Below are 13,299 nucleotides of genomic sequence, written 5' to 3'. Positions count from 1 at the left end.
CAATCCCGCTGTTCCGGCACGAGCGGGAGAGCACGTCAGCCGTCGTCCGCCGCACCGGCGATCATATGCGGGCCGGCGCCCTCGGCGGCCATCCGGTCGTCGGGATTGCGCAGCGGGCAGACTTTCAGCGAAAGGCAACCACAGCCGATACAGCCGCTCAGCTGGTCGCGCAGGTGTGTCAGCATCTCGATCCGGTTATCCAGTTCCGCTTTCCAGCGGGCCGACAGCTTTGACCAGTCGCGGGCGGTCGGCACACGTCCCTCCGGCAGGGTCGAGAGCGCCGCGGCAATTTCTTTCAATGGCACACCTGCGCGCTGCGCCACCTTGATCACCGCAATCCGCCTCAGCACGTCGCGGTCGTAACGACGATGATTGCCGCCATTGCGCCAGCTTCTGATCAGTCCTTCCTGTTCGTAGAAATGCAGCGTCGAGACTGCCACGCCCGATCGCTCCGCCACCTGTCCTACAGCCAGGTCCCGTGCCGGTTTCACCTTGAAAATTTTCGTCATTTCGCCATTGACCTCAACCATGGTTGAGATTTTAGGGTGCCGAACCGGAGATGAAAACCACCCTGATGCGAAAACTGGTCCGGAATGAAAAGACCAGCGGCCGGGAAGCAAGGGTGGGCAGCGCAATCGATGAAAGCATCAATGGACATGAGTGACGCGACAGACATGCCGGATGAGCAGGCGGGACATGCCGTTGCCGGCGAAAAAACCATGCCGCCCCTTCTGCAGGGAGAAAGCGGTCGCCTGCTGGCGCTGATCTCGAGCGGCATCGGCCTGCACGCGTTCAACCAGTTCGCCATCGTTGCCGCCATGCCGCTGGCGGCAGCCGAACTTGGCGGGCGCGACTGGTTCAGCTGGGTCTACAGCCTCTATTTCATCGGTTCGATCGCCGGTGGCACGGCCGCGGCCTCCGTCCGCGACAGGATCGGGGTGCGCAAAAGCCTCTGCCTCGCATGCCTGGTTTTTGCACTGGGCGGGCTTCTGGCCATGTTTGCCCCGGCTTTCGGTTTCATCATTGCCGGGCGGTTGCTGCAGGGACTGGCAGACGGCCTCATCGTGGCGATCTGCTACAGCCTTATCCCGGCCAATTTTCCATCGGCGCTGATCGCCCGGGTGTTTGCCGTCGAGGCGACGGTCTGGGCCGTTACGGCACTGCTCGGCCCGCTGATCGGCGGTGTGATGGCGCAGGGCATTTCCTGGCGGGCATCCTTCCTTGCGGTCGTGCCGCTGCTCGTCACGCTGGCGCTGTTTACCGCGCTCACCGCGCCGAAGAGCGGCATGGATGCAGCCCCTGGAACAGCCGGGAGCAAGGCTGCAAGCTTTCCGCCGGTCACGATCGGGCTCTGGGTCACCTCCGCCATCGTGCTGGCTCTGTCCTCCACCGGCAGCGACTGGCTCTGGCAGGGCGGCTGGCTGGCGGCGGGATTGCTGGTGCTGGCGCTTGCGATCGGACTCGACGGCCGTTTCGGCCCGGCGCTGTTTCCCGCGGGCACAATGCGTGCCGGTTCGGTTCTCGGCCGCGGTTTTCTGATCCTGTTCCTGATGTCGGCCGGTCATTCGGCCGGCAGCACCTATCTGGCGTTTCTTGTCCGCGAGGTCTTTCATCTCGCCCCGGCAATCGTCGGTTATATCGTCGTTATCATGGCTTTGACCTGGAGTGCCGTCGCCATGGTCGCCAGCCGCGCCCGCACGCAATTCTGGCGTCATGCCACGATGCGTGTCGGGCCGCTTTTCCATTGTGCGGGTTTCGTCGCACTTGCCATCGCGATCGGGATAGAGTGCCTGCCGCTCGTCATCATCGGCCAGATGCTGATCGGTATCGGTTTTGGCCTCTCCTGGGCAAACGTCAACCAGGCGGCCATGGAAGCGGCGGCTGGTGACGATCGCGATCGGGCCAGTGCGCTGCTTCCCACCATGTCGACCGCCGGTTATGCGGTCGGTGCCGCATTGTCGGGCACGATCGCCGCCGCAAGCGGGCTGACGGCAAACCTCGGCAACGGCTCGGCCGGCGATACTGCCACCTGGCTCTATGGCACGGCGGCCGCCGCCTCGCTTGTCAGCTTCGCCCTCGGTTTCGGCATGCGGCTGAAACCGAACTGACAGTCAGCGCTTCAATGCCTCGCCCAGCGCCGAAAATATCCGCGGATCCAGCGTCTGCGAAACGTTGAAGCGCATATGGCTGGCGGCCGATTGCGACAGGCTGAAGGCATTGCCGGGAGCAAGCACGATCCGCTTTTCCAGGCATGTCCTTGCCAGTTGCGCCGCATCCGCGTCCCCCGGCAGCCGGCACCACAGGAACATGCCGCAGCCTATGCCGGCCTGGGGGCCAAGCACCGGCTCGATGCCGAGCTGGCCGAGCCTGTCCGTCACCTCCACCATGGCCTTGGCAAGCCTTGCCCTCAACCCATCCAGATGCCGGCGGTAACCGCCATCCGACAGTGCCGAATAGACAAGCTCCTCGGTCAGCCGCGCGCTGGCAAAGGATGTGGCGATCTTCAGGTCCGTCAGTCCTTCGATCCAGTCCGGCCTTGCGGCGATGAAACCGCAACGCGCCGCAGCCGACAGCGTTTTCGAAAAGCTGCCGATATGGATCACCCGCTCCAGCCCGTCGAAGGCGGCAAGCCGTGGCGCGGCACCCGAACCCGTCCCTGAACTTGAGGGCGTCTCGAAATCGGCAAAGATATCGTCCTCGACGATCGTCAGGTCGTATTCCTCGGCAAGCTTCAGCACCCGGTGCGCGGTGACGGGGGAAAGCACGGCACCGGTCGGATTGTGGATCGCCGAATTGGTGATGTAGAGCCGCGGCCGATGCTCGCAGACGATCGCCGAAAAAGCCGCAACATCCGGCCCGTTCGCCGTATAGGGCACACCGACGATATTTGCCCGGTGGGCGCGCAGCAGCGCATGAAAATTGAAATAGCAGGGATCGTCGACCAGAACCGTGTCGCCCGGCTCGATCAGCAGGCGGCAGATCAGATCGATCGCCTGGGTGCCGGAGCCGGTCAGCATGATCTGGTCCGGCGAGGCCTCGATCCCGTGTTCGCCCATCCGCCGCGCAATCAGCCGGCGCAGCGGCAACAACCCGAGTGGCGTGCCGTAATCCGCAAGCGCCGACACATCGGCACGCGACAGCGTCCTGAGCGACTTGCGCATCGCCTCTTCCGGCAGCCAGGAGGGGGGAAGCCAGCCGCAGCCGGGTTTCAGGCTGTCCTCGCTGCTTTCCAGCGATTGCCGCGAGATCCAGAACGGATCGACGGCCCGGTCGAGCTTCGGCCCGGCCTCGGCCGGCGAAAACGGCGCCGCCTGGTTGGCGACGTAAAAGCCGGAGCCCGGCCGCGCGGTGATCGCGCCCTCCGCCACCAGCCGTTCATAGGCATCGACCACCGTCGAGGTCGAAACGCCAAGTGTCGCTGCAAGGGAGCGCACCGAAGGCAGTTTTGCGCCCGGCGTCAGGGCCCGGCCGGCGATCCGCTGGCGGATCGTCGCCATCACCATCTCCGCCTTCGTCGCCGGCCCGGCCACGTCTACCGGCAGGCCCGTATCTGAACCTGTCAGATCCATTCGCAATATCCCATCTGTATCGGTCTCTGCGCCATAACAGTTTGTCGAAACCGTATCAGATTGTCGCTGGTTTGGCGAGCCGCACGGGAGGATAAGACTGTGCCGGAAAAGTCGGCATCGCAATGCATGGAGCGCAATATGGATCGCGGACTGTCAGGCTGGATCAACGGATTTATTGGCGTGCTGATCTTTTCGGGCTCGCTGCCGGCGACAAGATTGGCCGTCATCGGCTTCGATCCGCTGTTCCTCACCGTCGCCCGCGGCACCATTGCCGGGCTTCTGTCACTCTGCCTGCTTCTCGCCTTCCGCCAGAAACGGCCGCAGAAAAACGAGATCGTTTCGCTTCTCATCATAGCGCTTGGTTGCGTCGTCGGTTTCCCGCTTCTGACCGCGCTGGCGCTGCAGCACATCTCGTCTGCCCATTCCGTCGTGTTCATCGGGCTCCTGCCGCTGGCAACCGCAATCTTCGCCGTCATCCGCGGCGGCGAGCGGCCGAAACCGGCCTTCTGGCTGTTTGCCATCCTCGGCAGCCTGCTGGTCACGGGGTTTGCGCTTGTCCAGGGGGGCAGTGCGGCCTCGCTCGGCCTCTCCTTCGGCGACTGGCTGATGCTGGCCGCGATCGTCGTCTGCGGCCTCGGTTATGCGGAGGGTGCGGCCCTGTCGAAACGGCTCGGCGGCTGGCAGGTCATCTGCTGGGCGCTGGTAATTTCCCTGCCGGTCATGCTGGTGGCAGCCCTTGCGCTGATGCCGGACAGTTTTGCCGATATCGGTGCGCCGGCCTTTGCCGGGCTTGCCTATGTCTCGCTGTTTTCGATGCTGATCGGCTTCATCTTCTGGTATCGCGGTCTCGCCCAGGGCGGCACGGCGACCGTCGGCCAGCTGCAGCTGGTGCAGCCCTTTTTCGGTCTGGCGCTGGCAGCCCTGCTGCTTGGCGAAAAGGTGACACCCGCCATGTTCGTCGTCACCCTCGGCGTCATCCTTTGCGTTGCCGCGGCAAAGAGGTTCGCGCGGTAACGGAGGCCGGCGGACCGGCTCCGCGACACAGCCGTCAGCCGGGTTGCGGAACGTATTCGGGAAATTCCGCCGCCCCGCGGCTGAGCGCCTTGACCAGCAGCAGGCCGTCGTCGAAGTAACCGTTATCGATATAGAACCGGTGCGTCCTGTCCTTGCCCAGCACCATCGCGGCGCGGATCACCGCACATTCTGTCCGCTCGCCTTCGGCCTCGATCCAGGCCATGATTTTCGCACCGATACCCATGCTGCGCAGGCTGCTGTCGACGACCAGATTATCGGCCTCGACATATTTTCCGCACCACAGCTGCGTTCCGGTCCAGAAGCCGGAAGCGCCGACCATCCGCTCGCCGGTATAGGCCGCGATGCAGCGATAGTTGTTCTGGCTGAGCATGGCCGACATGCGTCGTCGGAATTCATCTTCGCTGATCCGGTTGACTTGGCTGTGCAGCGGGTAGATCGTCAGCATCTGGTCGAGACCGACTAATTCCCGGATGATTACCTCGTTGGACATGGGCATCTCCATCCTGTCGAAAGGATGATGCTGCGCGCAATTGCCGTCATGGTCCATAGGCCGGCAGACCGATGAGCACAGTCGCCGAAAATCCGGCGTAAAGCGAAAGCGCGGGAAAAGCGGGCGGCCAGCGTGATCTCGCGGCAGCGACGTGACGTCAATCGGCCACCCGACCCCGTTCTAAAGATAACGGCAGTCGCGCCCGGCCGCCTTGTGACAGAACGGAGGGTATCAGTCCATCCCAATGATGAAGGGCAGGTCGCCGTTTCGCCGTTGATCTCGGATCCGGCCTTCCTTGGATTGACGTCAATGCGAAAATCTGTACATATACGCGTACATATTGTGCCGCGGGGAGAAACACTTGGCCCATGTGCGTTTGACGGAATTCAGGCAGAATATCGCCACCCATTTCGACAATGTCATTGAATCGCGCGCGCCCTTGCTTGTCACCCGCCAGGGCTCGGAGGCATTGGTTCTTATTGCCGAGGGGGAATATGAGAGCATGCAGGAAACCCTGCATCTCCTTTCCACGCCGGCAAACTCCGATCGCTTGCGTGAAAGTATCGCTCAACTCCGTAGAGGAGAGCTGATCGAAAACGACCCTACCTGATCAATGAACCTCCTCTGGACCGCTTACTCCTGGGAGGAGTACGAACATTGGCAGAATTCCGATCCGGCCATGGTCGAGAAGATCAATAACCTTATCAGGGATACCAGGAGGTCGCCTTTTAAGGGGCTGGGCAAACCCGAGCCGTTGAAGGGCGATCTTACCGGTTTTTGGTCGAGGCGGATTCTCGGCGAGCACCGTCTCGTCTATCGCGTATCTGGGAAGCCCGGCAGCCAGCAGCTGGAAATTATCCAGTGCCGCTTTCACTACGAAAAATAGAGCTTGGGTGAAAAGGTTCGATGCCAGCATTCGTCACCTGATCGTTTCTGCCGTTTGCACGCAGTTCTCTCATAGCAAATGATAAACGGCGCGCCCCGGCCGGAAGCGCGCCGCTTTTGGTTCTTCAATCCCGCGAAACGGTTGCCGCTTAAAGCGTCGCACCCAGTTTGCGCAGGTCGGCGAGGATCGGGGCCTTGGGCAGCCAGATCTTGTCGTATTCGGCAATCACCTTGCCGGCGTCGGCCACCTGCACGTCCTTGACCGCGATGACCTTGCCGAATTCGTCGAGCAGTTTTGCCTCGTTGGCGACGGTGGCGTCGATCTGCGCGTCGAGCGCTTCCTTGGTGAGCCTGGTGATCAGCTCGCGGTCGGCGGCAGGTACATCCTTCCACACCCGGCCCGACGCGAGCGCCACGCAGGGCATGAAGATCGCGTTCATCTTCAGCATCGTTTTCGACACCTTGTCGAAACGCTGGTTCCACGAGAAGTCGAGATCGGCCTCGAGCCCGTCCACCTGGCCGTTCGACATCGCATCGAACACGGCAGGCGTCGGGATCGGCGTAGGCGCCGCACCGAGCAGCTGGTAGAAGTCGCGATAGGCCGGTGTCGTGTTGATCCTGAGCTTCATGCCGTTGAGGTCGTCCAGCCCGCCGATCTCCTTGGCGGTGAAGACGACGCGCATCGTGGTAATGCCCCAGGCAAGACCCAGCGTTCCGGTTTCCTTCGGCAGCACGTCGAGCATCTTCATCGCCAGCGGATCGCGCACCAGCTTGGCGACCTTTGCGGTCGAATCGACCACGTAAGGCGCGTTGATCGCCGCGATCGAGGGGATGCGCGAACCGAGTTCGGCGGTCATGATCCAGCCGAAGTCGAGCGAACCCGTCTGCATCTGCTGCAGCATCACCGCTTCGGTGCCGAGCTGGTTGGCCGGGAAGACGGCAAGATCAAGCCGGCCCTTGGTCTCGGCCTTCAGCATTTCTCCGACTTTCAGCGCGGCATTGTTCCACGGATGGCCAGGCGGCGTGGTGATGCCGAGGCGGAAGGTTTTGGCCTCTTGCGCACGCAGCACGGTCGGCATTGAAAGCGTGCCGGCGGCAGCAGCTCCGGCTGCGGCAAGCGTCGTGTGGCGGAGGAATGATCTGCGGGAAATGGTCATGGTCTAATCCTCTGGAGTTTTATTGTTGTGATGGCAGTTATTTGACGAAGAAGGTCGACAGGATCGGGAAAATCGACAGAAGCACCAGCAGCACGCAGGACGCGAAGAAGAAGGGCAGGGTGACGATGAACATCTTGCCCGGTTTCGCCCCCGTCACCGCCGAGGCGACGAAGAAGCACAGGCCCACCGGCGGCGACAGGAAGCCGAGCACGAGGTTGACGGTGACGACGACGCCGAAATGGATCGGGTCGATACCGTAGACGTCGGTTGCGATCGGCAGCAGGATCGGCACCGTCATGATCAGCCCCGGTGCGCCGTCGATCACCGTGCCGATGACCAGCAGGATGATGTTGACGAGCAGCATGAAGGTGATCGGATCGGATGCAATCGTCTGCACCCAGCCGGCCACTTTCTGCGGCACCATGCCGTAGACCAGAACCCAGGAAAACACGGCGGCAGCCGCCACCAGCAGCAGCACCACGGCGGAATAGATGCCCGCCTTGAGGAACATCAGCGGCAGGTCGGCAAATTTGAGATCACCGATCCAGTAGCGACCGACGAGAACCGCGGCAACGACACCGACGGCCGCGGCCTCCGTGGCATTGGCAATGCCGGCCATGATCGAGCCGACGATGATGATCGGGATGGACAGCGTCGGCAATGCGCCGAGCACGATGCGGCCGCGCTGCTTGAGGGTCATCACGTCGCCGCGCGGATAATCGTAGCAGAACCAGCCCATGCCGGCGATGACGACGCAGAAGATCGCGGTGAGAAGAATGCCCGGCAGCATGCCGGCGGTCAGCATGTCGCTCACCGGCACCTGCGCCAGAACCGAATAGACGACGAACATGATCGATGGCGGAATGATCGGCCCGAGCATGCCGGCATAGGCGGTAAGCCCTGCCGCAAATGTCTTGTCATAGCCCTTCTTTTCCATCTCCGGCACCATCATCTGCGCCATGATGGCGACCTGTGCAGTGGCCGAACCGAGGATCGATGACACGAACATGTTGGCGAGCAGGTTCACATAGGCAAGCCCGCCCTTCATCGCGCCGACAAAGGCCATCGTCATGTCGATGATCCGGCGGGTAATGCCGCCGCCATTCATCACCTCGCCGATCAGCACGAAAAGCGGGATGGAGATCAGCCCGTAATTGTCGACGCCGCCGAACAGCTGCACCGGAAAACTGGCAAACAGCAGCGTATTGCCGGTCGCCCAGATATAGACGGCGGCGGCCATGCACAGGCAAAGGCCGATCGGCACGCCGACCAGCATGAAGAACATGAAGGCTGCGGTGGTGACCATCAGCTGACCCCTTCCGCATTGGCGAATGCGTGACGCATCCGCTTTGGCGCAAAACCGAGTTCCTCGACGAGGTTGGCGGCCGTGTGGATCATCATCGTCAACGCAAACAGCGGCACGACGAGGCTGATCGCCCAGACCGGCCAGTTCAGCGTCTGCGTCTGTTCGGTATAGAGGAAGTTGAAGCTCTCGCCGGCATAGTCGCGCGCGTCGAAACCGGCAGCCGCAATCCCGATCGGATCCATCCAGTTCCAGCACATGATCGCCAGTCCGAGCGAAAACAGGAAGGCCAGCAATGTGGCGAAAGACTGCAGTCGCGCGGCATTTTTCGCCTGCAGCCTGTCGCTCAGGAGCGTCACGGCGAAATCGAGCCTCAGCCGCGTCAGGGCGGAGCCACCGATAAAAGTCAGCCAGACCATCGCATAGACTGCCGCCTCATCGACCCAGTAAAGCGGCATGCCGGCATAACGGGTGACGACATTGAGCAGGATGAGGCCGAGCACCAGCACCATGAAACCCGCCACCAGCAGTTTTTCGACGGCAAGGACGCCTTCGGAGGCAGCAATGATGGCTCGTGCGGGCCCGATGGGCGCAACGGGTGGCGCCCCGGGCCGCGATGCGGCAATGGTCATAATTTTAGTTCCCTCTTTATTGGGTATAATGTAGATTTTATACATTTCGAGAGTCAACTGGCATTTCATCGGTTTTCGCGTCCAGGTGGGTGAAACCGGCAGGAGGAAAGCGATGGTCGGTCGGACTGATCGGAAATGCGTGGTTGTGGTTGTGAGGGGCCGGAGGAGTCCGATAATGTCGAAGATTATCAAGTCTTTGGAGTGCCGTTGCGGTGAAGATCGGCTCTTGCGCCGAACCTGCGAATTGGCTTTTATCGGCGACCCGGCAGCCTCGGGCCGGGCTAGCGATTTCAATGCAGCACCCGGCCTCGTCGTACGCCCCATTCACTGGACGATCTGACATGGCATTGAAAATAAAACACAAGACGCTTTCAGGCGCGTTGATCAGCGAGATCCGGCAGGCCATCCTGAATGGCCATTATGCGGCCGGTACCCAGCTCAGGCAGGATGCCCTGGCGGAAGCCTATGGTGTCAGCCGCATCCCGGTGCGCGAAGTGCTGTTCCAGCTCGAAGCCGAGGGGCTGGTCAGGATACTGCCGCAAAAGGGCGCGATCGTCTCGGAACTGTCGCGTGCCGAGATCGACGACGTCTTCGATTTGAGGATCATGCTGGAGCCGCGCCTGCTTCTGGCATCCGCACCGATCCTTGACGACAAGGATCTGGCCGAACTCGATGACCGTCAGGCCGAGTATGTCAGGGCGATTGCCGCCGGCCAGCGCGACGATTATGGCCGGCTGAATGCCGATTTGCATATGGCCATGTATCACCGAGCCGAGATGCCGAGGAGCCGCCAGATCGTTTCTTCGCTGCTGCAGACCAGTGACCGTTACACCCGGCTCCAGCTCTCCAGCGAGGCGGCAATGCAGAAAGCGATGTTCGAACATGCCGAACTGATCGGCCTTGTCCGCGCCAGAAGTTTCGAAAAGGCCGCCGAACTCCTCGCCACCCATATCGGCTCCGTCCGCGAGGACCTGATCAAGGTCGTCGAGGGCAGGGGATAGGCGGGCGCAGCGAAAGGCAGGCATTGCGACGAATCGATCCTCCCGTTACCTTGTCGTTCAAGGCGTCGCCCACGCCTCCCTCCCTCCATTCGGGGAAGTATGAGACATGCAGGGCACGAGAATGATCATCGAACCATCTGTTCGAGCGTCGCATGAGGAGGGGTTGCAGACGAGCTCGCAATAGAGGTCTTCGATGAAACTCTCTGCACCCGTATTTCAACTGAAACGCCGCGCCAAACTGATGGCCAGGAAAAGCGATATCCCGCTGAACGAGGCCCTGGACAGGATTGCCCGCGAGGAAGGGTTCGCGCGCTGGAGCATGCTGTCCGCCAGGATTTCTGCCGGCAGCTTGTCTGCGCAGGTCCTCTCGCGGCTGGCGGAGGGCGACCTTTTGCTGGTCGCCGGCCGCCCCGGACAGGGCAAGACAATGCTTGGACTACAGCTTCTGCTGGAAGCCGTCAAAAATGGTCGCAAGGCAGTCTTCTTCACGCTGGAATTCACCGAGCAGCAGGCGCGCAGGCATATCCGGTCCCTGGAGGTCGAGGACGGAGCCGGTGACGGGTTGGAAATCGTCACCTCCGACGAGATCAGCGCCGATTATATCATCGACTACCTGTCGGGTTGCGGGCGGGGAACGGTCGCCGTCGTCGATTACCTGCAGATCCTCGACCAGCAGAGAAGCAAGCCGGTGCTTTCCGAACAGGTTGTCGCGCTTGGTAATTTCGCCCGCCAGCGCGGTATCATGCTCGGCTTCATCTCGCAGATCGACCGGTCGTTTGATCCGGAGACTAAGGCCCTTCCCGACATAAGGGATATCCGTCTCCCAAATCTTGTCGATCCGGGACTTTTCACCAAGGCGTGCTTCCTGCACAACGGCGAGGCCCAGTTCCAGGATGTAGCCTGATCGGCGCGACTGCCCTGCGAGCGGCAGTCGCCTCCCGCAAGGGATCGAAGCGGGGGCGGGCGATCGATGTGGTTGCCCGTCTTCGGTCCTCGGCCTTCACGCTGTTCCGACCCTGCAGCCTGCCATCACAAACTGCGCAAGACGTCCGGCAAAACCATCGTCCAGCGGTTCGTCCTGCAGCAGGCGATACCAGAAGGCGCCATGCAGCGCTTCAATCGCGGTATCGATATCGGCCGTATCGGCGATCTCCCTGTTCTCGATCCCCCGGGTCAGGATGGTTTTGGCGATTTCCGCCCTTGGCCTGGTGAAGTTCTGTTTGAAAACTGCAAGAAACTGCGCGTCGGATTGTGCCGAGGCGATCAGGTGCCGGATCGCCGGGCCGTCGACCGCAAGGTTCTTGAAGAGGTTCCTGAGGAAGCTTGCCATCGCCTCGTCGACGGGCAGGTCGGCCAGCGCATCGAAGCGCGACACGCTGTCGAAAAAGGCGTCGAGTATCAGCTCCGCCTTGCTTGGCCAGCGCCGGTAAAGTGTCTGCCGCCCGACACCGGCCTCTGCCGCGATCATCCCGATACTGACCGCGTCATAACCCTGTTCCAGCACCAGCCGGCGTGCAGCCGCAAGCAGCGCCGGACCGGTCTGCGAATTTCTCGGTCGACCGGCCGCATGATCCTGATCGCTCATGGCTCTTCCTATTGCAATACTGCAGTCTCGTAATATATGAGACTGCAGTCTTCATTTAAATCTCCACCTCTTTATGGAATATTGTGAAAGGGTTTTGAATGAGCAAGATCGGCCCTCTGGGTGTCGCCGCGCTGATGTTCTCCGCCTGCCTGACGATCATGGTCGGTTGTGTCATCGTTCCGGGCCTTCCGGCCGTCGCCGCCGGATTGGGCGTTGCCGACGCGGCAAGCTGGCTCGTCACCATTCCATCCCTTGGCGTCGTCGTTTTCGGCCCGCTCGTCGGTCGGCTGATTGCCCGTGTCGGCGCCCGCAACGCGCTGATCGTTGGCCTCGTTTTTTATGGCGCCTTCGGTTTCAGCGGCGCCCTGTTGAGCGGTTATGCGGCGGTATTCGCCAACCGCTTTCTGCTGGGCGGCGCGACCGCGATGGTGATGGCGGCCGGCACGACGCTGATATCCCAGCTGTTTGGTGGCCAACAGCGACTTGCGATGATTGCCCGGCAGGGCATGGCGATCGAACTTGGCGGTGTCGTTTTCCTGGCGATCGGCGGTTTGCTGGCCTCGACCGGCTGGGAAAGGCCGTTCCTTCTCTATCTGATCGCATGGCTGCTGATCCCGTTGACGCTGATCGGCCTGCCTGCCGACAGGCGGGAAGAGGTGGTGGAGGCACAACAAGGCTCGCCCATTGGCGGGCTGCGTGACGTCTATGCCGCAGCGATCTTCTCGATGATCGCCTTTTTCGCCGGCATCATCCTGCTGCCGGGCAAACTCGCCGGCATGGGGTTCGACGAAGCCGAAACCGGTTATTTCCTGTCATTCGTCTCGCTGGTGGCGGTTGCCGCGGCCTTCGTCATGCCGCGCCTGACCAGAAGATACGGATCGGCGGCAACCCTGAACGTGGCCTTCTGCTGTTACGCCGCCGCCCATCTGACTTTCCTGGTCACCACTTCCGTGCCGCTGATGCTGCTCGGGGCGATAGTCCTCGGTATCGGTTTCGGCCTCTCCATCCCGCTGGTCAACCATATGACCATCGAACGCAGCCCGGCTGCCGAACGCGGCCGGCTGCTTGGTTATCTTTCCTCGGCGATATTCCTGGGGCAGTTTCTGGCAGCTTTCATCGAACTCGTGCCGGTATCCCGCACCGCAACATTCGGCGTTGCTTTCGTTATGCCGCTGATTGCAATTGTGGTTGTCCGGTTGTTGAGACCAAAATGACGGCGGCAAGTATATTTTACGCATGAGTCTTGCTTATATTTTTGCCGCAAGAGTTGCGAAATTATCCTATTCTACAGTTTTACGTCGGGAACGGCGACGTATCACTCAAATGAGGTATGCAGGGGGCTGGGAAGGGTGCTAAATTAATCGTTGATTAACTAGGTGCGTATCATGGAAAAACTGCCCCGTTACCTCCACGTACCCTGCGGCTTCTCGCGAATGCTGCTGATGTCGGCCCTGATTGCCGGTGCAAGTCTTTATTCGGATTATGGACTGTGGTGGAGCCTGGGCTTCGGCGCGGCCTCCCTGCTTCTCATGCAGATCGGCTATTTCGGTGCCGTGCTGATCATGCTCGCCAAGGAAAACCGGCAGGTCGACTGATCGGGCAAGCGGATCGCAAAAAGCCCCGGCTGGTGGCAGCCGGGGCC

At 61.5% G+C, this 13,299-nt stretch carries 16 protein-coding genes; 9 read left to right on the top strand and 7 right to left on the bottom strand.

All coding sequences use genetic code 11. The features are described from left to right. Positions 1–35: 35 nt before the first annotated feature. A complete protein-coding gene (gene soxR, locus AC2GXZ_RS06775; protein WP_483758395.1) occupies positions 36–509 on the bottom strand; it encodes a redox-sensitive transcriptional activator SoxR in 474 nt (157 codons plus the stop codon). A gap of 147 nt (positions 510–656) precedes the next feature. On the opposite strand from soxR, the gene AC2GXZ_RS06770 reads away from it, so the two are divergent. After that, the gene (locus AC2GXZ_RS06770) at positions 657–2,108 is read left to right on the top strand and encodes an MFS transporter (protein WP_483758394.1); all 1,452 of its coding nucleotides are present in this window, start codon (positions 657–659) and stop codon (positions 2,106–2,108) included. Positions 2,109–2,111: 3 nt separating this feature from the next. Here the strand turns inward: AC2GXZ_RS06770 and AC2GXZ_RS06765 are convergent, their stop codons facing one another. Next, positions 2,112–3,569 (bottom strand): aminotransferase-like domain-containing protein, encoded by a 1,458-nt coding sequence (locus AC2GXZ_RS06765; protein WP_483758393.1) that lies wholly within the window; start codon positions 3,567–3,569, stop codon positions 2,112–2,114. 138 nt (positions 3,570–3,707) lie between these two features. Here AC2GXZ_RS06765 and AC2GXZ_RS06760 point away from each other — a divergent pair, with 138 nt between their 5' ends. Continuing rightward, entirely contained in the window at positions 3,708–4,583 is an 876-nt protein-coding gene (locus AC2GXZ_RS06760) for a DMT family transporter (protein ID WP_483758392.1), read from the top strand. A gap of 34 nt (positions 4,584–4,617) precedes the next feature. On the opposite strand, the gene AC2GXZ_RS06755 is transcribed toward AC2GXZ_RS06760, so the two are convergent. Then, entirely contained in the window at positions 4,618–5,094 is a 477-nt protein-coding gene (locus AC2GXZ_RS06755; RefSeq protein WP_483758391.1) for a GNAT family N-acetyltransferase, read from the bottom strand. A 361-nt stretch (positions 5,095–5,455) separates the two neighbouring features. On the opposite strand from AC2GXZ_RS06755, the gene AC2GXZ_RS06750 reads away from it, so the two are divergent. Continuing rightward, positions 5,456–5,704, top strand: a complete 249-nt coding sequence (locus AC2GXZ_RS06750) for a type II toxin-antitoxin system Phd/YefM family antitoxin (protein WP_483758390.1) — start codon at positions 5,456–5,458, stop codon at positions 5,702–5,704. Positions 5,705–5,707: 3 nt separating this feature from the next. Further along, positions 5,708–5,980 (top strand): Txe/YoeB family addiction module toxin, encoded by a 273-nt coding sequence (locus tag AC2GXZ_RS06745; RefSeq protein WP_483758389.1) that lies wholly within the window; start codon positions 5,708–5,710, stop codon positions 5,978–5,980. A 148-nt stretch (positions 5,981–6,128) separates the two neighbouring features. Here the strand turns inward: AC2GXZ_RS06745 and AC2GXZ_RS06740 are convergent, their stop codons facing one another. The 3 genes from AC2GXZ_RS06740 to AC2GXZ_RS06730 are packed head-to-tail and all read right to left on the bottom strand — an operon-like array spanning position 6,129 to position 9,071. Next, complete coding sequence (locus AC2GXZ_RS06740) at positions 6,129–7,136, bottom strand: TRAP transporter substrate-binding protein (RefSeq protein ID WP_483758388.1); 1,008 nt, start codon at positions 7,134–7,136, stop codon at positions 6,129–6,131. A gap of 37 nt (positions 7,137–7,173) precedes the next feature. Then, a complete protein-coding gene (locus tag AC2GXZ_RS06735; RefSeq protein ID WP_483758387.1) occupies positions 7,174–8,442 on the bottom strand; it encodes a TRAP transporter large permease in 1,269 nt (422 codons plus the stop codon). After that, positions 8,442–9,071: a TRAP transporter small permease gene (locus AC2GXZ_RS06730; RefSeq protein WP_483758386.1), complete on the bottom strand. Its 630-nt coding sequence runs from the start codon at positions 9,069–9,071 to the stop codon at positions 8,442–8,444. Before AC2GXZ_RS06730 ends, AC2GXZ_RS06735 begins: the two co-directional genes overlap by 1 nt. Positions 9,072–9,246: 175 nt before the next feature. On the opposite strand from AC2GXZ_RS06730, the gene AC2GXZ_RS06725 reads away from it, so the two are divergent. The 3 genes from AC2GXZ_RS06725 to AC2GXZ_RS06715 all read left to right on the top strand — a co-directional run bounded on the left by AC2GXZ_RS06725 (position 9,247) and on the right by AC2GXZ_RS06715 (position 10,976). Continuing rightward, positions 9,247–9,411, top strand: a complete 165-nt coding sequence (locus AC2GXZ_RS06725) for a hypothetical protein (RefSeq protein ID WP_483758385.1) — start codon at positions 9,247–9,249, stop codon at positions 9,409–9,411. A gap of 1 nt (position 9,412) precedes the next feature. Further along, on the top strand, positions 9,413–10,072 hold the full coding sequence (locus AC2GXZ_RS06720) for a GntR family transcriptional regulator (RefSeq protein WP_483758384.1): 660 nt from the start codon (positions 9,413–9,415) through the stop codon (positions 10,070–10,072). A gap of 193 nt (positions 10,073–10,265) precedes the next feature. Then, the gene (locus AC2GXZ_RS06715; RefSeq protein WP_483758383.1) at positions 10,266–10,976 is read left to right on the top strand and encodes a DNA helicase; all 711 of its coding nucleotides are present in this window, start codon (positions 10,266–10,268) and stop codon (positions 10,974–10,976) included. A 96-nt stretch (positions 10,977–11,072) separates the two neighbouring features. On the opposite strand, the gene AC2GXZ_RS06710 is transcribed toward AC2GXZ_RS06715, so the two are convergent. Then, the gene (locus tag AC2GXZ_RS06710) at positions 11,073–11,657 is read right to left on the bottom strand and encodes a TetR/AcrR family transcriptional regulator (protein WP_483758382.1); all 585 of its coding nucleotides are present in this window, start codon (positions 11,655–11,657) and stop codon (positions 11,073–11,075) included. A gap of 98 nt (positions 11,658–11,755) precedes the next feature. Between AC2GXZ_RS06710 and AC2GXZ_RS06705 the strand changes: the two genes are divergently transcribed. Continuing rightward, the gene (locus AC2GXZ_RS06705) at positions 11,756–12,871 is read left to right on the top strand and encodes an MFS transporter (protein WP_483758381.1); all 1,116 of its coding nucleotides are present in this window, start codon (positions 11,756–11,758) and stop codon (positions 12,869–12,871) included. 171 nt (positions 12,872–13,042) lie between these two features. Next, on the top strand, positions 13,043–13,252 hold the full coding sequence (locus AC2GXZ_RS06700; protein WP_483758380.1) for a hypothetical protein: 210 nt from the start codon (positions 13,043–13,045) through the stop codon (positions 13,250–13,252). Positions 13,253–13,299 lie beyond the last annotated feature (47 nt).

This window comes from Aliirhizobium sp. YIM B11859 (assembly GCF_057163345.1).
The sequence above is the reverse complement of the archived record's forward strand: the minus strand, read 5'-3'. Positions and strand labels throughout refer to the sequence as shown.